24 protein-coding genes are annotated in these 24,543 nt (G+C 37.4%); 14 read left to right on the top strand and 10 right to left on the bottom strand.

Going from position 1 to position 24,543, the window contains the following annotated elements:
• The first annotated feature begins 72 nt into the window (after nucleotides 1–72).
• Nucleotides 73–435 (top strand): hypothetical protein, encoded by a 363-nt coding sequence (locus D7V20_RS10075; RefSeq protein WP_120384161.1) that lies wholly within the window; start codon nucleotides 73–75, stop codon nucleotides 433–435.
• Between the two features lie 65 nt (nucleotides 436–500).
• Nucleotides 501–1,073 (top strand): ribonuclease HII, encoded by a 573-nt coding sequence (gene rnhB, locus D7V20_RS10070; RefSeq protein ID WP_120384160.1) that lies wholly within the window; start codon nucleotides 501–503, stop codon nucleotides 1,071–1,073.
• Nucleotides 1,074–1,144: 71 nt separating this feature from the next.
• On the opposite strand, the gene csrA is transcribed toward rnhB, so the two are convergent.
• The 3 genes from csrA to alaS form a co-directional block, all read right to left on the bottom strand.
• Nucleotides 1,145–1,399 carry a carbon storage regulator CsrA gene (gene csrA, locus D7V20_RS10065; RefSeq protein WP_010111264.1) on the bottom strand — a complete coding sequence of 85 codons (255 nt, stop codon included), beginning with the start codon at nucleotides 1,397–1,399 and terminating at the stop codon, nucleotides 1,145–1,147.
• Between the two features lie 238 nt (nucleotides 1,400–1,637).
• Nucleotides 1,638–2,918 carry an aspartate kinase gene (locus D7V20_RS10060; protein ID WP_120384159.1) on the bottom strand — a complete coding sequence of 427 codons (1,281 nt, stop codon included), beginning with the start codon at nucleotides 2,916–2,918 and terminating at the stop codon, nucleotides 1,638–1,640.
• A gap of 63 nt (nucleotides 2,919–2,981) precedes the next feature.
• Nucleotides 2,982–5,672, bottom strand: coding sequence for an alanine--tRNA ligase (gene alaS, locus D7V20_RS10055; RefSeq protein WP_171407795.1), 2,691 nt, complete (start codon nucleotides 5,670–5,672; stop codon nucleotides 2,982–2,984).
• Between the two features lie 447 nt (nucleotides 5,673–6,119).
• On the opposite strand from alaS, the gene D7V20_RS10050 reads away from it, so the two are divergent.
• Complete coding sequence (locus D7V20_RS10050) at nucleotides 6,120–7,145, top strand: type I glyceraldehyde-3-phosphate dehydrogenase (RefSeq protein WP_120384157.1); 1,026 nt, start codon at nucleotides 6,120–6,122, stop codon at nucleotides 7,143–7,145.
• Between the two features lie 127 nt (nucleotides 7,146–7,272).
• Nucleotides 7,273–7,572 carry a hypothetical protein gene (locus D7V20_RS10045; protein WP_120384156.1) on the top strand — a complete coding sequence of 100 codons (300 nt, stop codon included), beginning with the start codon at nucleotides 7,273–7,275 and terminating at the stop codon, nucleotides 7,570–7,572.
• A 301-nt stretch (nucleotides 7,573–7,873) separates the two neighbouring features.
• On the opposite strand, the gene D7V20_RS10040 is transcribed toward D7V20_RS10045, so the two are convergent.
• On the bottom strand, nucleotides 7,874–8,383 hold the full coding sequence (locus tag D7V20_RS10040) for a hypothetical protein (protein ID WP_120384155.1): 510 nt from the start codon (nucleotides 8,381–8,383) through the stop codon (nucleotides 7,874–7,876).
• A 347-nt stretch (nucleotides 8,384–8,730) separates the two neighbouring features.
• Between D7V20_RS10040 and D7V20_RS10035 the strand changes: the two genes are divergently transcribed.
• From D7V20_RS10035 to D7V20_RS10020, 4 genes are all read left to right on the top strand, one after another.
• The gene (locus D7V20_RS10035) at nucleotides 8,731–9,897 is read left to right on the top strand and encodes an ATP phosphoribosyltransferase regulatory subunit (protein WP_120384154.1); all 1,167 of its coding nucleotides are present in this window, start codon (nucleotides 8,731–8,733) and stop codon (nucleotides 9,895–9,897) included.
• Between the two features lie 78 nt (nucleotides 9,898–9,975).
• Nucleotides 9,976–11,295 carry an adenylosuccinate synthase gene (locus tag D7V20_RS10030; protein ID WP_120384153.1) on the top strand — a complete coding sequence of 440 codons (1,320 nt, stop codon included), beginning with the start codon at nucleotides 9,976–9,978 and terminating at the stop codon, nucleotides 11,293–11,295.
• Nucleotides 11,296–11,792: 497 nt separating this feature from the next.
• A complete protein-coding gene (locus D7V20_RS10025) occupies nucleotides 11,793–12,098 on the top strand; it encodes a hypothetical protein (protein WP_120384152.1) in 306 nt (101 codons plus the stop codon).
• 116 nt (nucleotides 12,099–12,214) lie between these two features.
• A complete protein-coding gene (locus D7V20_RS10020; RefSeq protein WP_120384151.1) occupies nucleotides 12,215–13,000 on the top strand; it encodes a M48 family metallopeptidase in 786 nt (261 codons plus the stop codon).
• 110 nt (nucleotides 13,001–13,110) lie between these two features.
• Here D7V20_RS10020 and D7V20_RS10015 read toward each other — a convergent pair whose 3' ends face one another.
• On the bottom strand, nucleotides 13,111–14,160 hold the full coding sequence (locus tag D7V20_RS10015; RefSeq protein WP_120384150.1) for an NADP(H)-dependent aldo-keto reductase: 1,050 nt from the start codon (nucleotides 14,158–14,160) through the stop codon (nucleotides 13,111–13,113).
• 286 nt (nucleotides 14,161–14,446) lie between these two features.
• Complete coding sequence (gene crp / locus D7V20_RS10010) at nucleotides 14,447–15,154, bottom strand: cAMP-activated global transcriptional regulator CRP (protein ID WP_120384149.1); 708 nt, start codon at nucleotides 15,152–15,154, stop codon at nucleotides 14,447–14,449.
• A gap of 151 nt (nucleotides 15,155–15,305) precedes the next feature.
• Here crp and D7V20_RS10005 point away from each other — a divergent pair, with 151 nt between their 5' ends.
• A complete protein-coding gene (locus D7V20_RS10005; RefSeq protein WP_120384148.1) occupies nucleotides 15,306–15,725 on the top strand; it encodes an OsmC family protein in 420 nt (139 codons plus the stop codon).
• A gap of 611 nt (nucleotides 15,726–16,336) precedes the next feature.
• Here the strand turns inward: D7V20_RS10005 and D7V20_RS10000 are convergent.
• From D7V20_RS10000 to D7V20_RS09985, 4 genes are all read right to left on the bottom strand, one after another.
• Complete coding sequence (locus D7V20_RS10000) at nucleotides 16,337–16,891, bottom strand: NAD(P)/FAD-dependent oxidoreductase (protein ID WP_120384147.1); 555 nt, start codon at nucleotides 16,889–16,891, stop codon at nucleotides 16,337–16,339.
• A gap of 398 nt (nucleotides 16,892–17,289) precedes the next feature.
• Nucleotides 17,290–17,775 (bottom strand): inner membrane protein YiaA, encoded by a 486-nt coding sequence (gene yiaA / locus D7V20_RS09995; protein WP_120384146.1) that lies wholly within the window; start codon nucleotides 17,773–17,775, stop codon nucleotides 17,290–17,292.
• Nucleotides 17,776–18,013: 238 nt separating this feature from the next.
• Nucleotides 18,014–19,027 (bottom strand): LLM class flavin-dependent oxidoreductase, encoded by a 1,014-nt coding sequence (locus tag D7V20_RS09990; RefSeq protein ID WP_120384145.1) that lies wholly within the window; start codon nucleotides 19,025–19,027, stop codon nucleotides 18,014–18,016.
• Between the two features lie 166 nt (nucleotides 19,028–19,193).
• A complete protein-coding gene (locus D7V20_RS09985) occupies nucleotides 19,194–19,742 on the bottom strand; it encodes a hypothetical protein (protein ID WP_120384144.1) in 549 nt (182 codons plus the stop codon).
• Between the two features lie 408 nt (nucleotides 19,743–20,150).
• Between D7V20_RS09985 and D7V20_RS20110 the strand changes: the two genes are divergently transcribed.
• The 5 genes from D7V20_RS20110 to D7V20_RS09965 all read left to right on the top strand — a co-directional run bounded on the left by D7V20_RS20110 (nucleotide 20,151) and on the right by D7V20_RS09965 (nucleotide 24,335).
• On the top strand, nucleotides 20,151–20,300 hold the full coding sequence (locus D7V20_RS20110; protein ID WP_235831623.1) for a PAAR domain-containing protein: 150 nt from the start codon (nucleotides 20,151–20,153) through the stop codon (nucleotides 20,298–20,300).
• A 93-nt stretch (nucleotides 20,301–20,393) separates the two neighbouring features.
• Complete coding sequence (locus tag D7V20_RS20105; protein WP_235831622.1) at nucleotides 20,394–20,678, top strand: hypothetical protein; 285 nt, start codon at nucleotides 20,394–20,396, stop codon at nucleotides 20,676–20,678.
• Nucleotides 20,679–20,693: 15 nt separating this feature from the next.
• Entirely contained in the window at nucleotides 20,694–21,707 is a 1,014-nt protein-coding gene (locus D7V20_RS09975) for a nuclease (RefSeq protein ID WP_120384143.1), read from the top strand.
• Nucleotides 21,708–21,726: 19 nt separating this feature from the next.
• Nucleotides 21,727–23,037, top strand: a complete 1,311-nt coding sequence (locus D7V20_RS09970) for a type VI immunity family protein (RefSeq protein ID WP_120384162.1) — start codon at nucleotides 21,727–21,729, stop codon at nucleotides 23,035–23,037.
• A complete protein-coding gene (locus D7V20_RS09965; RefSeq protein ID WP_120384142.1) occupies nucleotides 23,034–24,335 on the top strand; it encodes a type VI immunity family protein in 1,302 nt (433 codons plus the stop codon). Before D7V20_RS09970 ends, D7V20_RS09965 begins: the two co-directional genes overlap by 4 nt.
• Nucleotides 24,336–24,543: the final 208 nt, after the last annotated feature.

Below are 24,543 nucleotides of genomic sequence, written 5' to 3'. Positions count from 1 at the left end.
TCCTGATAGGATAAGGGTTCTGTGAAATTTGTCGTGTACAGAGGTATATTTTATAACATGGGTGATATCTGTATGAAAAATGATAAATTAATGCTGAGTTTGCTTGGGGCTGTCCTACTGACAGCCTGTGCATCAAATCCTATATCGGGTTCTGACTCAGATGGATTTTCCGTGATTAAGATGGCTTCGCATGCCAAATGTATGGATGAAATTGAAAGTAATCCAACCTGGAAGTTAAGTAGTAAACTTTTATCTGAAGATCAAAAGCATAAGAAAAAACGTCAAGTATGCAATTGTGTGGGCGAAAACTCACCAAAGGTATTGTCTAAGGAACAGTTGGCATTAGCAGCAATTGATCCGAAAGCAAAAGCAACTTTTACCGCTTTAGCAACGACAAAAACAACAGCCGTTTGTGCCTCTGAAATGTTAAACTAAACATAAGCGTTTGTTGTTAAATTTTTAAATGGCTGTTGATCAGTCATTTTTTATGAGAGTAGAAAATGTTAATTGCTGGTGTAGATGAAGCAGGTAGAGGTCCTTTAGTGGGTTCCGTTGTGGCAGCTGCTGTAATCTTGGATCCAAATAATCCAATTGAAGGATTGAATGATTCAAAAAAGTTGACTGAAAAAAAGCGTGAAAAGCTGTTTATTGAAATTCAAGAAAAAGCCTTGGCTTGGGCCATTGCAGAGGCAAGCCATCAAGAAATTGATGAAATCAATATATTACAAGCATCTTTACTGGCAATGCGTCGTGCAGTAGAAAAACTAAAAGTTCAGCCTGAGCATGTTTTGGTCGATGGTAATAAAGTTCCACAAGGCCTTGCGATGGGCTGTGACGCAGTCGTTGGTGGGGATACATTACATGCAGAAATTAGTGCAGCCAGTATTCTTGCAAAAGTGACACGAGACCGTGAAATGGTGGCTTTAGATTTAAAATATCCGCAATATGGATTTGCTAAACATAAAGGTTATCCAACCAGAGCACATTTTGAGGCAATTGAGCAACATGGTGTAATGGATCAACACCGTCGTAGTTATGCACCCATCAAAAAAGCTTTAGGTTTAGAGCAATAATCATTTATTGAAATTCATATAAATTTAAAGCGGCCTCAAGAGCCGCTTTATTTTGCAAAAAGACTATAACCTTAACGATTATAGTTATTTTGCACTGTATTATCATCTTCAAAAGAAGGCTGATAATCTTGATCGATGTGTTGAAGATGTTCATGCATAGCACGTTCATGTTGAATTCGTTGATAGATTTCTTCACGATGAACAGATACTTCTTTTGGTGCATTCACACCAATACGCACTTGATTGCCCTTAACACCAAGCACAGTTACACTGACTTGATCCCCAATCATTAATGTTTCTCCGACACGACGGGTCAGAATCAGCATGTTTATCTCCTTGCTTAAACGCTAAACCTGCGATGAATTTCAAAATACGAAAAACAACCTCGATAGCAGAGACAATTTTAACAGAAAAATGTGACAAATTTTTCACTTTGCACGTTCTGTTGAAAATTATTCTTAAACCTCATAATCTAATATAACAGAGCCACTATAGTAAAAACTATAGTGGCTCATGTTTTTTATCACTTGGAATAGCGAAATACTTAATTTTTTAGACTAAATATTAAGCATGTGCACTTGATTCGCCATGTTCACGGTCTAAACCGAATGCAGTGTGCAGAGAACGCACAGCAAGTTCTAAATAATTTTCTTCAATAATCACTGAAATTTTAATTTCAGAGGTTGAAATCATTAAAATATTAATGCCTTCATCTGCAAGTGCTGTAAACATTTTACTTGCAACACCAGCATGTGAGCGCATACCAACACCGACAATCGATACTTTAACGATATCATCACGAGTTGCAACTTCACGTGCGCCAATTGCACGGGCAGTTTCTTCTAAAATTGTTTTGGCTTTTTTAAGTTCACCACGGTTTACAGTAAACGTGAAGTCAGTCGTACCATCTTCTTCAACGTTTTGGATAATCATATCGACTTCGATGTTTGCTGCACCGATAGGAGATAAGATTTTAGACGCAATACCTGGCTCATCAGGTACACCTAAAATTGTTAATTTAGCTTCGTCACGGTTAAATGCGATACCTGAGATAATTGGCTGTTCCATATTGTCTTCCGCTTCTGTAGTGATTAGTGTCCCGACATTTTTTTTGAAATGTTCGTCGAATGCGCCATCATTGTCATTATCAAAACTTGATAATACGCGTAAAGGCACTTGGTATTTTCCTGCAAATTCCACAGAACGAATTTGCAAAACTTTTGAACCAAGAGATGCCATTTCAAGCATTTCTTCAAATGAAATGCGGTCAACTTTTTTCGCTTTAGGTGCAACACGAGGATCAGTCGTATATACGCCATCAACATCTGTATAAATCTGACATTCATCCGCTTTAAGAGCAGCTGCAAGTGCAACACCTGAAGTATCTGAACCACCACGACCTAAAGTTGTGGTATTGCCATCAGCATCAAAGCCTTGGAAGCCTGCAACAACAATTACACGACCTGCATCTAAATGACCTGTCATAACGTCAGTATCTATAGATTCAATACGTGCTTTGGTAAATGAGCTATCAGTTTTGATACCCACTTGGCGACCTGTTAGAGATTTTGCTTCAACACCAATCGAGTTAAGCGCCATTGCTAACATTGAAATCGTTACCTGTTCACCAGTAGACACCATTTGGTCTAATTCACGAGGATCAGGAGTTTCGGTAATGGCTTTCGCTAAAGCCAATAAGCGGTTGGTTTCACCACTCATTGCTGATACAACCACTACAACCTTGTGGCCGTGGTCATGCCAACGCTTTACACGACGAGCAACATTTAAAATGCGCTCGGGAGTACCCATAGAGGTACCGCCATATTTTTGAACGATTAATGCCATAGTTGTTCCATATAAGCCATGACCCTAATTGGCATTAGGGTCAGTTACACAAAAGGTGAAGTATTATTTTTGAGCAAGCCAAGCAGTTAAATCTGCCATCACTTGATCAAACTTCTCGTTTAGTGGCGCGCCACCTTGTGCTAAGTCAGGTTTACCACCACCTTTACCACCAAGCTCGGTCGCTAAGTGTTTGATGATGTCACCTGCTTTTAGACTTGCAGTAAAATCTTTTGCTACAGATGCGATTAAGCTGACTTTGTCACCATCTACACCTGCAAGTACGATGACTGCATTTTCTAATTTGGATTTGACACTGTCATGAAGATGACGAACAGATTTCGCATCTTGTCCTTGAACAGTGGCAATAAGTGTTTGGCGACCAGCAATATCTTGCACTTGATCTAATAAGTCTTTCGCTTGGAAGTTCGCCAACTTTTGATTTAATTGCTCAATTTGTTTTTGCAATTGATGAGACGTTGCAACAGCTGCTTCAACTTTTTCAACAGTTTGATCTTTTTGAGCTTTCAATACATCATTGATATAAAGAATATCCGCATCAACTTTTTGAACAGTTTCAAGTGCTTTGGTACCAGTTACAGCCTCAATACGGCGTACACCTGCAGCAACACCACTTTCAGAAGTAATTTTGAATAAACCAATGTCACCCGTGCGTTTCACATGGATACCACCACAAAGTTCAATTGAGAAGTTTTTCTCATCTTTGAGTGAACCCATAGACAACACGCGAACTTCGTCACCATATTTTTCACCAAACAACATCATTGCACCTTTTGCTTTAGCAGCTTCGATGTCTAAGAGTTCGGTAGAAACAGCTGTATTGGCAATCACTTCATTATTGACAATACGTTCAATACGTTGCAATTGCTCGAAAGTTACAGGCTGGTCATTGGCAAAGTCAAAACGTAAAATGTCAGAAGCAACCAATGAACCTTTTTGTTGAACATGCTCACCCAAAACTTGACGTAAAGCGGCATGTAACAGGTGAGTAGCAGAGTGATTACGTGCAGTCGCTTCACGTAGATCAGCTTTAACAATTGCTTCAACATTTTGAGTTGCTTTCAAGCTACCCATCGTGACGATACCTTGGTGTACAAAAGCACCACCAGATTTTTTAGTATCTTGAACTTCAAAAATACCAGTATCGTTTTTGAAAATACCTGTATCACCGATTTGGCCACCACTTTCAGCATAGAAAGGGGTTTGGTTTAAGACAATCAGCGCTTCATCGCCTTCAAGGATTTCGTCAACTTGTACACCATCTTTGTAAATGGCAATGATTTGACCTTGACCTTGTGTCGCTGAATAGCCATCAAATTGAGTTTCGCCATCAACTTTAACAATGTTGTTATAGTCAATTGCGAATTTACCTGCATCACGCGCACGTTGACGTTGCGCTGCCATCTCAACTTCAAAACCAGCTTCATCAATTTCCAAACCACGTTCACGTGCAATATCTGCAGTTAAATCGGTAGGGAAACCGTAAGTATCATAAAGTTTGAATACAGTTTCACCTGGAATGATTTTACCTTTTAGGTTTGCTAATTCACCTTCAAGTAATTTCAAACCTTGTTCAAGTGTTTTTGCAAACAATTCTTCTTCACGAATTAAAGCATTTTCAATAACTTGACGACGTTCGATCAATTCAGGATAAGCTTGACCCATAACATCGATTAAGGGTTGCAACATTTTGTAGAAGAATGTGCCAGTTGCGCCCATTTTATTGCCATGACGAACAGCACGACGGATGATACGACGCAGTACATAACCACGGCCTTCATTTGAAGGATTCACACCATCTGCAATCAAGAAGCAGCACGAACGAGCATGGTCAGCAACCACTTTTAGTGAAGCAGGGTATTCAATCGCTGAATTGTTTGCTTGGGCATCTGCTTCTGCTTGACTCATATCTACACCGATAATTTCAGCAGCAGATTTGAGTAAGTGTTGGAACAGGTCAATGTCGTAATTCGAATTTACATGTTGCATTACAGCAGAAATACGTTCTAAGCCCATACCTGTATCGACAGAAGGCGCAGGCAAGGCATGAAGCACGCCATCAGCAGTACGGTTGAACTGCATGAAAACGTTATTCCAAATTTCAATAAAACGGTCGCCATCTTCCTCAGCTGAGCCTGGTAAACCACCCCAAATGTGGTCGCCATGGTCAAAGAAGATTTCTGAGCAAGGGCCACAAGGACCTGTATCACCCATTGTCCAGAAGTTATCCGATTCGTATTTTGCGCCGCTATCACCAATACGGATAATACGACTTGCATCTAAACCAACGTCTTTGTTCCAAATGTCAAAGGCTTCATCATCTGTATGATAAACAGTGGCGTATAATTTATCTTTAGGAAGTGCTAACCATTCCTCACCTGTAAGGAATTCCCAAGCAAATTTAATGGCATCACGTTTGAAGTAATCACCGAAAGAGAAGTTACCTAACATTTCGAAGAATGTATGGTGACGTGCGGTATAACCTACATTATCTAAGTCGTTGTGTTTACCGCCTGCACGAACAACTTTTTGTGAAGTCGTTGCACGAACATAATCACGTTTTTCTAAGCCAAGGAAACAATCTTTAAATTGGTTCATCCCTGCATTGGTAAAAAGCAGGGTAGGATCGTTGGCGGGTACAAGTGAACTCGACGCGACACGTGTATGTCCTTGCGATTCAAAGTAACGCAAAAAAGCTTCACGTATTTCAGCAGTTGTCATAATACGAGTACTCACAACCAAGTCACTCCTTCATTTTCATATTGGCTAAAAGTGTGTTGCTGAGTCTGATTTTTTCTGCTCAGTGTTCACACAGGCTTAATTTTTTAAAACGCCAAAGTATAACGGAAAATAGCAACTCCACCAATGATTTTAAGGTGAATTATTGGTTTTCTATGTAATTTAACTTTCATCGAAACTTAGGCTTAGACTCGATATTTTCAAATCATAGCCGTTTTGTCATTACAATCTAATTTCAAACATTAAACGAAATGCGTATTTAAAGGACGACCACCCTTGTTTAAAGCTCGAACGCGCAGTATTTATGATCGAATCTCGTATAATTTTAGCCATATTTAAAAACAAATATTTGCTGTTATTTTTTTGATAAATATTCGCCGTACAGCTTAGAAATCCGATAACATATCAATCTGAAATCTATTGTTTCAACTTTAAGGATAAATAATGCAACGTGTGGCGATTAACGGATTCGGTAGAATCGGGCGAAATGTTTTACGAGCTTGGTTTGAAAATCCGAAAAACTTCCATTTTGAAATCGTTGCGATCAATGATATTGCAGATGTTGAAACCTTAGTCCATTTATTTAAATATGATACGACACATGGTCGCTTTGATGGAGCGGTAGAAATTGTTCAGGAAAATGAACAGATTTACATGTCTATCGACGCTCGTCAAATTAAACTTAAAGTTCAAATTTTAAGACAAGCAGATCCTGCGCACTTGCCATGGGCAGATTTAAATATTGATGTGGTTTTGGAGTGTACGGGACTGTTTCGTTCACGTGAGGCCGCAACTCAACACCTTATAGCTGGTGCCAAGCGAGTCATTATCGGTGCTGCACCTTTTGATACAGTCGATGCGGCCATTGTTTATGGTGTAAATCACCATGAGCTGAAACAAACCGATCAAATTATTTCCAGTGTGTCATGTACGACACAAGCACTTGTTCCATTGGTTAAAATAATTGATGATGCTTTTGGGATTGATACGGCTTTAATGACAGAAATTCATGCCGTAACAGCAGATCAATCCGTGTTAGATCATGCACATCGTGATTTGCGTCGTGCTCGTGCTTCAGGTCAAAATATTATTCCAACCACATCTTCGGCTTTAGGGGCATTGAAACAAGTGATGCCAAAGATGGAAAACCGTATCGATGGTTACTCTATCCGTGTTCCGACGATCAATGTTGCTGCGATTGATTTAACTTTTATTTCAAAGTCACCCATTACCAGTCATTTAATCAATCAAACTTTAATTCAAGCAGCTAAGTATGATTATGCTGAAATTATGTCCGTGACCGATGAAGCTTTGGTTTCTAGTGATTTTAATCATTCACCTTATTCTTTAATTGTTGATTTAACACAGACAATGGTGGTTAGAAATCAAGCCAAGGTATTTGCTTGGTATGATAATGAATGGGGCTATGCAAACCGTTTGCTTGATTTATGTGAGTTGTTTACTGCATAACAGTTTGTGATTAAATCTGTTATCTGAGCTTTAATTTAAATTCGTTGATTTTAGACGAGTCCAAAATTATTTGTTGATCAGTAATTTTTGTTTTGTCATATCAAGTTTGATTTTTTTGGGGAATGCAATGATATTTATAATTACAGGAATCGTGTTTCTTTATTTGGCTGTGATATTCATTATTTGGCAAACAGGTAAGCTTTCTAAAGAGAATCAAACACTTTTATCGATTCAACAAGATCAAGAACAACACATCAATGCACAAGAACAGCATCTCAAACAGACTTTGCAAATTATGCAAGATTTGGCAAAGAAAATGCATGTTCAGCAAGAGGTGATTGATAAAACCACAGCTCGTATGGCTCAAGTTGAATTACAAAATGCTGAACTTATTCGTTTGTTACAACAGAACTTGTCGAGCAAATGATTTTTGTAAGTAGCTAAATAAATTTGTTTTTTAATCTTTAGTAAGCTAAAGATCTATTCTTATAAATCGTTTAAAGACATAGCTTGTTTCAATTCTAGAAGTATCTCATGCGCCTGTTGCAATAGAATATGAATATTGGTCTATATCTTTCAAAATCTATTACAGCACATGTTTAATTTTATTGAATTGTTCAAGAAAGGCTGTAAATAGCCAATAGATATTGTGATCTAAGTTGAATTTAGGTGTGTGATTCATAAAAAGTACACAAGTATGAGATTGTGTACTTTTGCTTTTTTTGTACTTATTCTTCGTTTAGAAAACCTTCTTTGATACTTTCAGGTAGGCCATCGTGCCACCATGTATAAATCGAGGCTTTGATTTCTTCATCTTCTTCAGGATCATTAAACGGCTCATCATCTTCACGGACCAGTTCATCACCTTCAAATTTGAGCCAAAACTCCCATGGGTCATCATCACCGCAACCCCATGCTCGAGTATCAATATCTGCAACTAAAGCTTTTAAGAACAGTAAAATAGCCTCAATAAACTCATCGCCAGATGAACCGTGAACAAAATGAGCAATAGAATAACCTTCGACAGACTGAATGGTTTCAGGACCAAGATCGAATTCGATATTATCCACACTATCTAAAAGGTCTGATGCAAGTTCTTGACCATGCTCAGGATTTAGTATTGTTGCAGCTGCAATGAACTTATCTTTATCGCCTTGATGCTCTTTAAATAAACGATCCAAGTCAGCCATAACTTTTGAATCTGCATGTTTGTAATAAACATTGCTGTGCATTTCCATAAATTTCCCCAAAGTGTTGTTGTGTTTTTTCAAAATTTGTATGTATTTTCAACGTTAAAATTATAAATTTATAGATGAAAATATCAACCAAAATATTGGTATAAGTCTTTGTAATAAAATAACTTTAGTGTGGTAAGTACTATATGTGAACATGCAGTTTTATCTTGGTTTTGAAAAGAAGTTGGGGATTTGATTAAAATGTGTTTAAAGCATCACATTATTCGTTATGCAAAAGTTATTTTATTAATGCATAGCGCAAATGAACGTGGTAAACTAAGAGAAATCGGGTGTGCTCCCGATTTTTTTATGCGGATTTGTGCCGCGCAGACAGGATTTAGGTTTACAACATGCCCATTTCAGAGACATGGTTATTACCTGATGGTGTAGCTGATGTGTTACCAGAGCAAGCGCAAATTATTGAACAATTGCGCCGTGAAGCTTTAGATTTCCTCGCATCTCGAGGTTATCAGTTGGTGTACACGCCATTTATCGAATACATCGAATCTCTTTCTTCTCTTTCCGAATCGAATCAAGATTTAGACTTAGCCACTTTCAAAGTCATCGACCAACTTTCAGGTCGTTTGCTTGGTGTGCGTGCCGATATGACACCGCAAGTGGCACGTATCGATGCCCATGTACATCCAGTACAAGGTGTGGCGCGTTACTGTTATGCAGGAACTGTCCTTCATACCAAACCTCAAGGTTTTAATACCACACGTGCACCTTTACAGTTAGGTGCAGAACTTTTTGGTTCAGACAGCATTGATGCAGACGTTGAAATGATTGACGTGATGCTGGGTTTGCTTGAAACAGCAGGGTTGGTGGAAAGTGCTCATTTAGACTTAGGGCATGTCGGTTTATTTAGAAGTTTAGTCAAGCAAGCAGGTTTAAGCAAAGATACAGAGAGCCAACTTTCTGATTTGTATCAACGCAAAGCATTACCTGAACTTGCAGAATTTACAAAAGAATTGAAATTCGGCTCAGACTTTTATGCTTTAGGTCGTTATGCAAGTGATTTGGCTGCATTACAGGCCAATTTAAGTGTCAATATTTTAGCTGATGAAGCATTTAAACAAGCGTTTAATGTTTTAACGACAACTCAACTCGAGATCCAAGCACGTTGGCCTAAACTACGCATCGGTATCGATGTTGTGGAACTGCGTTCATACCATTACCACACAGGTTTAACTTATGCTGTGTATGCACCAAACCGTGCTGCACCACTTGCTTTAGGTGGTCGATACGATGGTATTGGTGAACATTTTGGTCGTGCACGTCCTGCAACAGGTTTTAGTTGTGATCTTTATGCACTCAGTGCAGGTCAGTTTAAACAGATTGAAAAAGTCGTAGCACCAAAGGGTACTGACAAAGCTTTATTGGCAGCGATTGCAACAGCTCGTAGCCAAGGTTTAAGTGTAATACAGTTGTTGGGTAATGATGATTTAAGCTCTGTTCCAAACGCAACACACCAAATGGTACTTGTTGCAGATGAGTGGAAAGTCGAAAAAATTTAATCGCTAGGCATGAGTGTAAATCTTTAGAACACTGATGTGTGGTTTTCAATTTTAACAGCATGATGTAATGAGGCTATTATGGGCAAAAATGTTGTGGTACTCGGTACCCAATGGGGCGACGAAGGTAAAGGTAAAATCGTTGACCTGCTCACAGATCAAGCGGCTGCGGTTGTTCGTTATCAAGGTGGACATAACGCGGGTCATACGCTCGTTGTTGGTGGTAAGAAAACAGTTCTTCACCTCATTCCATCAGGTATTTTACGTGAAAACGTACTGTGCTTAATCGGTAATGGTGTTGTACTTTCACCTGAAGCTTTGATTAAAGAGATGGACATTCTTGAGAAAGAAGGTGTGCCAGTTCGTGAGCGTTTACGTATTTCTCCAAACTGTCCATTGATTCTTCCTCACCATATCGCATTAGATCAAGCACGTGAAATTAAACGTGGTAATGCCAAAATTGGTACGACTGGTCGTGGTATCGGTCCTGCTTATGAAGATAAAGTTGCACGTCGCGCGATTCGTGTTGCGGATTTAGTTCGTGGTGGTGATCATCTTAAAGCACAACTTGAAGAGTTGCTTGAATACCATAACTTCCAATTGACTCAATTCTTCGGTGTTGAACCCGTTAAAGTTGAAGATGTATTGGCCTTGTGTGATCAATGGCGTGAAGTTGTTGCTCCATTGGTGATTGATGTGATTGCTGAGCTTCATAACTACCGTAAAAACGGTGAAAACATCATGTTTGAAGGTGCTCAAGGCTCGCTTCTAGATGTTGACCATGGTACTTATCCGTATGTGACATCATCTAATACAACTGCCGGTGGTGTAAGCTCTGGCTCAGGTTTAGGCCCATTGCACCTTGACTATGTTTTAGGTATTACCAAAGCTTATACCACACGTGTAGGTGCAGGTCCGTTCCCAACTGAGTTGGTTTACGATGCTGCGAATGATGTGGGTGATGCGATTGGTAAACACCTTGGAACTGTAGGTTCTGAGTTTGGTGCTTCTACTGGCCGTCAACGTCGTTGTGGTTGGTTTGATGCAGAAATTCTACGCCGTTCTGTAGATGTAAACTCACTTTCAGGTATTTGTTTAACTAAACTTGACGTCTTGGATGGTTTGGAAGAAGTGAAAATCTGTGTGGGTTATGAAGCTGCTGATTCAGGTTGCACAGGTTCTACTGATGCACTTGCATTTGAAACGTTGAAGCCAATTTATGAAACTATGCCAGGTTGGTCGGAATCTACTTTTGGTGCGAAATCACTTGATCAATTGCCACAAAATGCAATTAATTATGTGAAACGTCTTGAGCAATTGATTGAATGTCCAATTGACATTATTTCAACTGGCCCAGATCGTGATGAAACAATTGTATTACGTCACCCATTTGATGCTTAATCGCTAGATGAGAATCATCAAGAAAGCCTCGTATTTACGGGGCTTTCTTGTATTAAAATAAATTGTATGAGAATAAATTTTCTGAATTTATTCTTTATACAACCATAAAATCATATGGTGATAATCATTTTATCAATAAGTATTGGCTATAATATAGGATATTATTCTTAACTCAGATTATAACGGGGATCTTGTCTTGAATATTGAAAAGACAAATCTATTTTTATTTTGGAGTAAATCACTCGAATTATCATACTATAATCATGCTTTTTGAATATGATCAGGTAATATCTTGGCGGTTTTGTTTAAGCTTTTGATAGGCTATCTTTTTATTTATCCTTGATGTAGGCTCTCAAAAAAGGAGATTTAAGCGTTTATATCTTAAGATGGATAAAAATATTTACTTTTAAATAACGACTAAAGTCGAAATTGAATCTACTATGCATGAATTACAAGCTTGCTAGAATGTAGCACTAAAATGGAAATGGGTTTGTGGGATGCAAAAAAATATTTCAAATACAATCTTTTATTCACTTATTTTTGCCATGGGAGGTGCGCCAACAATCGCACTGATGATTATTCAAGCGCAAACAACAGACCAAGCATTAATTAATAGTGCGTTATTAGGTTTGAGTGTGATTATTGCGTGTATTTTAGTCCCGATTATTTTGCTGCAAAATGCAATTCTTTTTGCAAAACGAAAAAATGTCGAATTGAATGAAAAAATAAAACCATTAAGCCAAATATATTTGGTCTTAAATGTAATTTGCTTAGTATATTGGCTAATTGTGCAGTTTTTATAACAGAACAATTACATAAATCCTATCAATCTGTAACTTATTTTATTTTATTGCCCCCAAGTTATTGAATATAATCGCATCATTGTGGAATTCAACTTCTTTATGCGGAGAAAATTATAATGAAGAAAAAATTATTGCTCAGTTTGTGCGCTACAAGTGCTTTAGCAATTTCTGGTTGTACAACTGTTGCCGATATGGCAGGTGCTGATTCAGCTACTTTGAATATGAGTGCTGCTCAAGGTTTTAATAAAACTGTGCAAGAAGCGCGTAGTAAAAATACGTTAGATACCTCATCAGCAACGTATAAAAAGATTTATTCTGCATTTGTTAAATTAAAACCGTATGCAGATCAAATGAACCAAACAGGGCAAAAGTTCGATTGGCAATTGGCAGTTTTAAAATCTGACACGATCAATGCATATGTTGCACCAGGTGGTAAAGTTGTATTTTATACAGGCATTGTAAATAAATTGAACTTATCAGAGGCAGAAGTTGCCGCTGTTATGGGACATGAAATGACACATGCTTTAGAAGAACATTCTAAGCAAAAACTAGGTGCGCAAGCTTTAACAAACTTAGCTGTAGGTATTGGTAAATCGTATGCTGGTAGCCAGATTGGTGAATTGGGCAATGCTGCGATTGATTTGGGCAGTCAAGTCGGTGTCGGGTTGCCATACTCACGTAGCTTAGAAAGTCGTGCTGACCAAGGTGGGTTGATGATGATGGCACGAGCTGGATATAACCCTCAGGCATCAATTACATTGTGGGAGAAAATGGCAAAACAAGGTGGAGCACAAGGTTCTGCAATATTGTCAACTCATCCATCTGATGCAGCACGTATCAATGCAATGAAAAAGAATTTGCCTGCTGCAATGGCGGTTTATAATGCGCGCGGTGGGAAATAATAGACAAGTTGTCTGTTTAGTGCTAAGAAAAAAAGGATGCGTAAGCATCCTTTTTTTATCAAGTCATTGCCTATAAAGAATAAAATACTCAGCTGAATTGTTGATTTGCATTAAGGGGCTGGATTTGGTTGTTGTTGATGAATTGCGTTAATTTCAGTCAAAATCTCCTCAGTCAAATCAATTTGAAATGCATCGATATTTTCTTTTAACTGATCCATGGTGGTTGCGCCAATAATTGTACTGTCTACAAAAAATTGTTGTTTAATAAAAGCCAAAGCCAATTGAGTTAAGCTTAATCCATGTTTTTCTGCGAGTAAGGCATATTGTTCAGTCGCCCATTCACTTTGTGGATTGCTATAACGACTAAAACGTGAAAATAATGTAATTCGTCCATCAGCAGGACGTGCGCCATGACGGTATTTTCCAGTTAAAAAGCCAAATGCAAGAGGCGAATACGCCAGTAAGCCTACATGTTCATATTGTGCAATTTCAGCCATACCAACCTCATAAGTACGATTGAGTAAACTGTAAGGATTTTGCACGCTGACAACTTTCTCTAAACCGAGCTGTTCCGCTAAATGTAGAAATTTCATGGTTCCCCAAGGGGTTTCATTGGATAGTCCAATATGGCGGATACGTCCCTTTTTAACTTCATTAGAAAGTGCAGTGAGGGTTTCTTCAAGTGGGGTAACATCTTGTGTAAGTGCTGCGTGTTGATTGGTATAGCCTAATGAGCCAAAGAAGTTGGTAGAACGCTGTGGCCAGTGCAATTGGTACAGATCAACATAATCCGTCTGTAAGCGCTTTAGAGAAGAATCTAGCGCTGATTCTATTTCAGACTGGATAAACTTGGTATGACCATCTCGAATATGACGACCACCTTGCTGTGGCCCTGCAATTTTTGTTGCTAAAATCAGTTTGTCTCGTTGTCCATTTTGAGCAATCCAATTGCCGATTATGGTTTCTGTTGAACCTTGTGTTTCTGGTTTGGGTGGAACGGGATACATTTCTGCGGTATCCCAGAAGTGAAGGTCATGATCAAGTGCATAAGCCAATTGTTCAAAAGCTTGATTTTGATCATTCTGTTCACCAAACGTCATTGTACCTAGACAAATTTCTGGAACAATAAGATCAGATTGCCCTAAACGATTCGATTTCATTGCACATCCTTAGAATAATAAAAATAATGTTGGGTCATACATGCAGATTTATCATAGCTTAAATAGGAGGCTATCAGTGATTTTAAAAAAGGAGGATTATTATCTATATGTGATAAATTTGTTAATAATTTAGCTATAGCAAAAGTTAAACTGAGCAATGAAAAGTAAAAAAAGCAAACTCGGAGGTTTGCTTTTAATATGATCTTAGCGCTAAGAGAAGAATACTTTCGTTCTAAATTAATAGACATTAAATAAAGTATTTAGTTCTTAAACTGGTTTAAATATTTTATTCGTCATCATCAACATCATCTTCAGAAAAAGATGATTCTTCCAAAGATACATCAAAAATAAGGATTGCTTTACCATCTGTTTCAATCATGCCTTGCTCTTCAAGTGTTTTAAGAACACGGCCTACCATTTCACGAGAGCAACCGACAATACGTCCAATTTCTTGGCGAGTAATACGGATTTGACGACCATTTGGCAAAATCATTGCTTCAGGCTGTGAAGAAAGGTCAATCAAACAACGAGCAATACGGCCAGATACGTCAATGAACGCTAAATCTGTGACTTTGCGCGTTGTATTTTTTAAACGGCGAACAAGCTGTGCAAATACAGCATAGCTTAAGTCAGGATATTGTTTGCTAATTTCGTGGAAATTGTCATATGAGATTTCAGCAATTTCACATACGTCACGGGTTCTAACTTCCGCAGTACGTTGTGGATTTTGCTCAAATAAGCCCATTTCCCCAAAAAAATCCCCAGGGTTCAAATATGCAACAACAATTTCACGCTCATCATCTTCACGTAAAATAATTGAAACTGAACCTTTTAAAATTAAATACAGAGATTTTGACTCAGAACCTGCATCGATAATTGTAGATCGTTTTGGAAAACGATTGATGTGAGCTCTTTTGAGTAAAGCTTTGACTGACTCAGGTAATTGACCAGGAGACAAAGCATCTGTACTAAGTTGTGCAAAATTAGAAGGCATGCTTAAAAATTCCGAATTGGATAATAACTAGATCTGTTGATCTAAATTGAACTCGTCACGTAGAAGCAGTAGAGATGAAATTCCTTATCAACTCATTTTATGCTAGTGTACAGGTACCCTGTAAATTTATAGCTTTTTTTAGGTAGTTGCAATGCAAACTAGCGTTCATTGGTTAGAGAATGTTGCTTTTGAAGCAAAATCAGAAAGTGGTCACCAAGTCGTAATGGATGGCTCAGCTGAATATGGCGGTGAAAACCGTGGTCCACGTCCTATGGAGTTGATACTAATGGGACTTGGTGGTTGTGCTTCATTTGATATTGTGACGATTTTGAAGAAATCTCGCCAAGATGTGACCGATGTGGTATGTCAACTTAAAGCAGAAAGAGCAGATACAATTCCTGCAGTTTTCACAAAAATACATTTACATTTTGTGGTCACAGGTCGAGAAGTTAAGGAAAAACAAGTCGCTAAGGCCGTTGAGCTGTCTGCTGAAAAGTACTGTTCAGCAAGTAAAATGCTCTCTGATGGTGGTGTGGAAATTACCCACGATTTTGAAATTATTGCGCTATAATTTCATCCAAAATATTTTTCGAAGAGGCCAATATCAATATTGGCTTTTTTTATGTTTTTTATATTTAAAAATAATGACTGATCAGACATTATTTTTTGAAATATAAATTATTACAAAATGTGTCTAAAAGCCTTTTTGGGCTGATTTTTAAAACTGGCTTAATTATTTCTCAACTCATTTTGTATAATTTGTCTGCATTTTGTTTTATCTGCCTTGTTATTTTTATTAACAGGATTGAAGGGGCTAACATCAAACTTAACAATGAATGCTAGCTTGTGATCTTGTGTAGGTTGTTTTGCCTAGAGTAATCGCGGATTTGAGGGAATTATTGTTGAAACTTTAAAGATTGAAAACTGTCAAATGACGGCAGATTTAGACGAGCATGATTTGTACTTATGATCTGTTAGAAAATATACAAAATGGATTTAAAGCTGAAAGCGTTCGTGATATTTTGACTATAAATAATATGAAAAAGACATGAATGTCTGAAGTAAAACCAAATACAACAACATGTTTTTGAAATGAACGTATTTTGAGTTTAAATTTGATTTTTAAGATGGTTCGAGAAAGGCCTTAAACCTTTCTCGGCATGGATATTAACCAGATCAAATTCAATAAGTGGTGATAATCACATCGGCAGGGTGTTCTATTCCTTCCATAGTTTGTAGCGTATGCTTGCTAATTTTAACAATTGGCCAAGTCACTAAATTGCAGTTATGACGTTGCAATGCGGAGTAATAGGTATCTGACTTGAGAAAAACTTTATGTTCATCTGCAGAGTTTGGCATCAGTTGGCGTTTTAGCCATTGATCTTGCACTTGAGAATCTAAGTACCGAATAGCTAACAAAGATTTTACGCGATTATTAAACAAACGACGATTTTTGATAATGAGCGGATGAGAAATTAATCGATGAATCCCTTTTTCAGTTTGAGGTAGAACAAAAATAGGTTTAATTTGAAAGACTTTTACTGATGCCGCATGTTGTGTGATTAAGTCTAAATAGCTCACAGTTGATTGGTTTGCACCAATAATAGCAACATTTAAACCTGTAAAATTTGACTGTTTAATTTCATTCGCAGAAATAAGCGCCCCTGTATAATTTTTAAAAAACGCTGCTGTATTTTGAAAAAAACCATCCCTTTGGCTTTTTTTCTTGCTGTGCATATCAATATCCTTTTTGTTTTATTTCAAAGCTATCACTCTGATAGTTATTCATATAGCGAACTTGGAATTATTGGTAAAGATTTTTTTGAAATCTGATCAGTCATTTCGTTGTTGCACGTTGATGGTTTGAAGACTTGATGTCAATCAATAAGAGCTCATTACAAAATTTGTTTAATGAGAAAAATAACAGCCTATCTATACAACTAAACTATATGGTTTTTAAATTATAAAGTCTTGTTTAACTATATATTGCTATCGTGATGTTATGCGTGCCATAAATATAAAATCAAATAAAACTATAGATTTAGAGGAATTATTTATAAATTTTAATTCACAAAAGACCTGTTGCTTGTTACAAGTCTTTTGCTTCTCGTTGATTGATGACTCACTAAACAAATTTAAAACTGATCATCATTTACTTCAGCTTCTTGCATGTCTAGTTGATTTAGTCTTTGATTCATTTCCAAATGGTTTTGGTTATGATGATTTTTTAAATACTCTAAATCTCGAATATTCTTTTGGACAGCGACAGCACCAAATAAACTGAGCAAGAAAGCCATGATATAAAAGCCTTTTTCACTGAGTGCCATGTTGGCATTCCATAAACCTAAAGCCAATAATACGACGCAGATGATTACAGAGGCCCAACATAGCCCATAATAAATCGCAGTAACTTGCTGGCCTTCCAGTTTATCACGAACAATTTTTTGTAAGGAAACAGCTGAAAATAACCCATATAAGATCAGGATTAAATAATAACCTTTTTCATTTAATGCCAATTGTGCGTTGAACAAACCTATACAGTAAGCTGTTACACCTGCCAATAATGCGACCCAACTTACCGCAATGAAAGCCGGCGTCGGTTTGTTGATATATTGATTCATTGTTCTTCCTTATTGATTTTACTGGTTTTTATCTGGCTATTATGCCTACATCAGAATAAATGGCAAAGCATTTCATGATTGCTGAATTGTAAACTGTGAAAATAAATAGACATTATTTTTTCTATTTTAATAAAATTATTTAAAATCAATATTATATAAATTTGTTCAAATACAAGTTAAAAAAACCAAAATGAAACTTAGCATTTCATTTTGGTAAAGAGGAAAGGTAATTTTTAAATTATTTTTTTAAATCCATCAATAAACTAAAGTTTTCAAGACGCTTATCTGTATCGTAAATATCACAAGTGAAAATAAACTCATCGACTTGATATTTCTCTAACAGATTTTCCAAGCCTTTTTTCACTGTTTCAGGTGAACCAATTTGTGCCATTGCAAGAAAGTTTTGAACAGCCATTTTCTCAGAAACTGACCAGCGACCTTCCATGCTTTCGATTGGTGCTTTAAGTTTTAAACTTTGACCTGTTAATAAAGCCAAAATTCGTTGATAAACACTGGTTGCTAAATATTCAGCTTCTGCATCTGTTGAAGCGACTACAGTTGGAACACCCATCGAAACATAGGGTTTGTCTAAATATTCTGAAGGTTGGAAATTGTCCCGATACAATTGAATGGCTTGCCCTAACATACGTGGTGCAAAATGAGAAGCAAATGAATAGGGAAGACCTAGACGTGCAGCAAGTTGTGCGCTGAAAAGACTTGAACCTAATAACCAAACTGGAACGTGTGTACCCTGACCAGGTGTTGCTTTGATGCTTTGCTGAGGTTGAGCATCGGCAAAATAACTGAGTATTTCCAAAACATCTTGAGGAAATTGATCTTCAGTTTCTTGACGACCGCGTCGTAATGCTCGCATGGTGGTTGGATCTGTCCCAGGCGCACGACCTAAACCGAGTTCGATACGGTTTGGATAAAGTGTTGCCAGTGTTCCAAACTGCTCTGCAACAACCAGTGGAGCATGGTTAGGTAACATGATTCCACCTGAACCTAAACGAATTTTTTGGGTATTTGCCAGTATATAACCGAGTAAAACAGCAGTCGCTGAACTTGCGATACCATCCATATTATGATGTTCTGCAAGCCATAAACGTTCATAACCCAGCTTTTCAGCATGTTGAGCCAATGCTAAAGCATGCTTTAATGAGAATTCGACATTTTGATCTTCACGAATTGGAGCAAGTTCAAGAATTGAAAATTTCGTATCTTTTAATTGAGTATCTGTTAAAGCGGGCATAGTCGGACTCTAAACCTGAATGTATTTTATATCGATATAATACGATATAAAGGGTGTGATGTATATCGATTAATTTCGATATATTGTAATTATTAGTGTATTTATCATGTAAAAAAGCACCAGTAGGTGCTTTTTTAGTGTTTAGCTTTCTTAAATATAGACAGAATTAACGCTTTTTATTTTTGTACCAACCATAATGGTTGCCATTGTCATGGCGATAATTACGATCATTATAACGGTAGCTACTATTACGATAGCCTTTACTATCATAACGACGGTCGTAACGATCATCGTAGCGACGGTCATAACGGTTATCATATCTGTCGTCATAGCGATCATCGTATCGGTTGTCGGCGCTGACTTTTTTACCTAGCGCTGCGCCACCCGCAGCACCAAGACCTGCACCTACATAACCACCTGTAGATGTACCCGTTACATTTTTACCTACGGTATAACCACCAGCGCCACCAAGCGCACCACCAATAATGGCACCATTACGGTCTCTTTTATTGGTTGCAGCTCCAGCTCCTGCGCCACCACCAATTGCTGAACCGATCATTGCACCCGTTGATCCACCCATTTGTTGCCCAATCGCTGCACCGACAACACCACCAAGGGCAGAGGTTAAAGCGACACGACTTGAATTATCAGCATGGGCTGTCGTCATCATTGTGGCTGCAATCACAGTTGCACCAAGCATTGCTTGTAATTTCATATCAAACTCCTTGTCGAAGCTTCTTCGTTTTATTGAACTTGAGTTTAGAATATAGAAATATGTTGCAATAATTATGGATAGCAAGGTAATTAGATTTATCGTTTAGTGTCTGGATTGTATTTTTCTCTCTTTAATTTCTACATGATTGGGTTTTTGATAAACCAAATTTTTGAAATGTATTAGAAATGTTTAAACTTTAAAACAAATATCAAGAAAATTTGTCTGTATTATTGTTTGTGAATTTGTTTAAATTTTATTATTAATCAACTGAATGTTTGAACAGAAAAACGTGAAAAATCTAAGTGTTGAGTTGAATCTATCATGGCGTTTAAGTAGACATCGTTGAGATTGTTAACTAAAGTCATGCCTTATTTTTAAATTAAAATAACTAAACAATAAGGTAGCATAATGATGAAATATTATATTTGTATGGGTGATCGAACCACAGGTGGTGGTGTGGTTGTTGAAGGTAATGTCAGAACAATTATTATGGGACGGCCTGTTGCAAGTGTGGGAATGAGGGTGATGTGTTGTCATGGCCCACAAAGAATTGTGTAAGGTTGGGCAGGGCATCTCGATCACGGGAGTCAGATTGCTTATCATGGTTGTTTACTCAGTTGCGGTCATCAAGTGATTTCAAGTTAAAACTTGATGGGATGGTCAGATGGTAGCAGTGAAACCACAATTCCAGAACAACTCACTGCAACAGCACAAAAATATCATGAGTTTTATACGTTGTTGGGTGATGATCATCATCCTATAGCCAATCAAAAGTATCGATTATCCGCTGGAGATGGTTCGGTGATTGAAGGTTATACCAATGAGCAAGGTCAAACTGAACATCTTTGGACACATGAACAACTACCTGTAAACATGCAAATAATTGATGATGAAGAGGAATCTGAATTCGACCAATACCATATAACTGACTTATAAATTAGGAAAAGAAGAATGGCAGGTCGTAATACAGTGGGTTCAGGCTCTAACAGACCCAATAAGACAAAACCCTCAGAAACAAAAACCATGACCAAAGGTACAGAGATCAAATTAGAAACTGGAACCAACAAAAGCTATTTATGTGCGCATATTTGTGCAGCCAGTAAAGCTCCTAAAATCGGGAATATTGGGCAACGTCTATTTCAGCAGACTGTCACCAAAGCCATTCGTGAAGAAGCGGATTTAAATTTTGGGGTATGGGCGTACTTAGCTGAAGTCGGTTATGACATGACAGGTAAGGTACCAAAACCTCTTATGAGTAATAAGCCTGAACGAATGCACCGTCCTTCAGAATTTCCATTGGGTGCTGCACAAAAGCAAATCGAAGAAATGTGTAAAGGTGCATTTCGTATCCCTGATATTACGATTTTAACCATCAAAGCTGCTGAAATTATTGAAATGCGGATGTTTGGAACAATTGATTGGGATAGATTTGAACCGAGAAAGGAAAACATAGAATACTTGGTTGAGATCAAATTTGGGAAGGATAAATGGGGCAAAGGGCAATTCGAAGCATATGAAATTATAGCTCCCCAAAAAGTAAGAGAGGTATCTGATAAAGATTGTAGTTGTACTACTCGGAAACCACCAAGTGGAGGAATAAAAATTCCAGTCTATCCACCCATCAAGAATCCAACGCCTTATAAAAATGCCACATTTCGTCCTGCCAATACAGGCTTAACGGCTAAAAAAGGTATCCCCAGTATGCTGGGAGGACTAGGAAAATTGCTTGCACCACCATCTCCACAAGTACAGTTTTATCGAAAATATGTATCTTTACAAGAGTATCAAAGTTTGATGATTCCAATTGCTGCTAGTGTTGGGATTGGAGGTGCTTTTATTTGTGGCACGGTGATTTTAGCAGGAGCAGCGGGTGGAGCAGTTACGAGCGCAGGAGCAATTGGAGTTACAGAAGCTGCTGGTAGTGGGATATTGATTACAGGTTTTGCTACTTTGGCACATTCATAGAACTAGGAAGTCATTCATGATTATTCAATCAGAACAAGATTTAGAACCTTATTTAAAAGACTTTCAGTGGGTTGAGCATCGTCAAGATCAACCTGATTTATTTATTACGGGCGCAGAGTTTCAAGCACATTTTTTGTATTTTGCAGGGCATACCCTCGAAAAACGACAAGCTTTAGTGGAATGTATTGAAGCCTATAATCAACACTTTGGAAAGTATTTAACTTGGGGTGGTTATTATGATGATCATGGTGAAGGCCATTATGCTGACTTAGATGACCCTAAAATGCCTTCTATACGACAAGTGATTACCCAAAAGTCCCATCCCGATGATCAAATTGAATGGTACTGCGCTTCTGGTGATAGGAAAGAAGCACCTGAATATATGATTTCTGCTATGACGAATCGAGGATGGGAAGGACGCATATTGTATTGTTCTGAAATTAGATTTTGTGTACCTAACAATCTGATTTTTGATACTAAAACTAAAGCGATTTTAATGCAGTTAATTCAGTTGTTTATTGAAAAATTAGATGTTTATCATGCAGTAGCAGGTTTCCAAAGCATCTTACCTTATCGACCTATGGGGGTTGGTGATTATGCATTAGTTCAAGGTGAGCAATTTTGGGGAATTTATCAAGGAGCTGGTAGTAGGGAGAGAAATCTCATTCAGGATGGAATTAAAAGTATTGATTGGTTGACTTATTTGAGTAATACCTTGGTACAACGGATTTGTGAAGTTAAAACTTTTGCTAAATATTGTGAATTTTTTGATTTAAAACCACAGCAACTAGAAAATGGGTTTTTATTCCAACTGGAAGACTTTCCACAACTGCTACCTAGCAATCTGCCCGTTTTAGCAAGCTTTTATAATTTAAATAGAGCACTGCGTCCTTTACGTAATGGTGCTTATTGGAATATTAGCCAAGATGTAGGTAATAACTATAAAGTATTGGATGTAGATGCCAGTCGTAAGTGGATACGTCGTTTGGATGCGCCAGATATTTTTCCAGATTGTGGGCATTATGAAGACCGTAAACCACGCAAAAAGAACATTTATCTTGACTCTGGGCGACCTTGTGAAATTGATGGAGTGTATCGTTATGACGAGCAAGTCGGTTTAGATGGACAACCTGAATATGTTGGCTATAAGGATCGTAATGATTATAAACCCAATAATTTAGATGATTACCGCCAGCAAGTCGTATTACTTAAAGGTGATATTGCTCCACGTTTTTTAGATTTTTATGAAAATGCAGTCTTGAAAGAAGCTAAAAAAATTAAATGGCATTTGGTTAGTGAGATTGTGCGCATCAAGGAAGATGAAGCATGATTCAATCAGAACAAGATATGAAACCTTATTTAAATAAGTTTCAATGGAGTGAAGAAAGAAAAGGTAAAGCAAACCTCTTTATTATGGGAGCAGAGTTTCAAGCGCACTTTTTGTATTTTGCAGGACATACGCCTGAAAAGCGTCAAGCTTTATATGAATGTATTAAGGCATATAACGAATTGTTTGGCAGGCATTTTACTCGATGTGTATTTACCAATGAGAAGGAGCAATACCGTAGACCGAGTATCAACTCAAAAAAAATGCCAACGCTTGAAGAGTTTTTTGCAATGAAAACTCAAGAATATGATCAAATTGAATGGTATTGCGAGTCGGGTGAGCGTGGTGAAGCACCTGAATATATGATTTATGCTTTTACGAATCGAGGTTGGGAGGGACGTTTACTTTATGGTTCAACATTAACTTTTCGCGTACCTAATCAATTAATTTTTGATGTCGAACAAAAACAAATTTTAATGTCTTTGATTCAAATGTGTATTGATAAATTAGAGGTATATCATGCTGTTGCTGGCTTTCAAAATACAATCCCATATGATCCAAGAGGTGTACAAAAAGAGGTATTTGAACAAGCAAAAAGATTTTTAGGAATTTACCAAGGTGCAGATATATCTGAGTGTAGTAAAATTCAAGATGGTATTAAAAGTATAGATTGGCTGACCTATCTCAATAAGACCTTGGTGCAACGGATTTGTGAGGTGAAGGCTTTTCCAAAATATTGTGAACATTTTCATTTAAAGCCCGAACAGCAAGAAAATGGCTTCTTATTTCAACTTGAAGATTATCCGCAATTACTACCTAGTCATCTCCCTATTTTAGATAGCTATTTTAATTTAAATAAAGCATTACGCCCAATAAGAAATGGAAATAGCTTATGTATTGCTTTAGTTGACAATGAAGATTATGAAATTCTAAACAGAGTACAAACGAGAGCTTGGATTCGACGTTTCGATGCGCCAGATATTTTTCCTGATTGTGGACACTATGAAGAAAGAAAACCACGTAAAAAGAATATTTATTTAGAGTCTGGGCGACCGTGTGAAATTGATGGTATTTATCGTTATGAAGATCAACTGAATTCTAAGGGGGAGCCTAAGCACGCTGGTTATGATGATCGTGATGATTACCAACAAAATTATGTTTATGATCTTCGCCAACAGGTTGTATTACTTAAAGGTGATATTGCACCTCGTTTTTTAGAGTTTTATGAAAATGCCGTTTTGAAAGAAGCTAAAAAAATTAAATGGCATTTGGTCAGTGAGATTATCAAAGTTGATAAATAATCAATAAGCGCTTAACTGAATTTATCTAGACGATGGATAAGGCAGTTTTCGATCTATTTTTAAGTTAATGAGTGAATTTTAAAATGGAATACGTATTTACTATTTTTATTATATTCGTCAGTTTCATCGTTACCAAATGTGAGACCATTTTTCATTTTTCAGAAATTTCATCAAACACTTCTATAACAGCAAAGGTAGCAAAAATGGG

Origin of the sequence: Acinetobacter rongchengensis (assembly GCF_003611475.1) — a bacterium.
Lineage (GTDB): Bacteria > Pseudomonadota > Gammaproteobacteria > Pseudomonadales > Moraxellaceae > Acinetobacter > Acinetobacter rongchengensis.
Note: the sequence above shows the minus strand (reverse complement) of the source record. Positions and strands in the feature narration are given on the sequence as shown.